Annotated in this window: 1 pseudogene; it reads right to left on the bottom strand. The window is 75.1% G+C overall.

Going from position 1 to position 209, the window contains the following annotated elements:
* Positions 1–209: pseudogene (locus ACZY1I_RS32370) on the bottom strand (PE family protein); the annotation flags it as partial.

Below are 209 nucleotides of genomic sequence, written 5' to 3'. Positions count from 1 at the left end.
CCACCGGCCCCGCCCGTTCCGCCATTGCCACCCGTTTCATCGGGGTTGACCCCGTCCACACCCGCCGCGCCGATCGCCCCGGCACCACCGGCACCGCCGGTGCCACCATCACCGAGGTTGCCGCCAGCCCCACCGACCCCACCCTTGCCACCCGAACCCGCCAGGTGGCCCGGTCCCGGACCCGGACTGGTCGCATCACCACCGGCACC

The sequence above is a fragment of the Mycobacterium sp. IDUB_37 genome (genome assembly GCF_055419245.1).
This window is presented reverse-complemented; position numbering and strand designations above follow the sequence as displayed.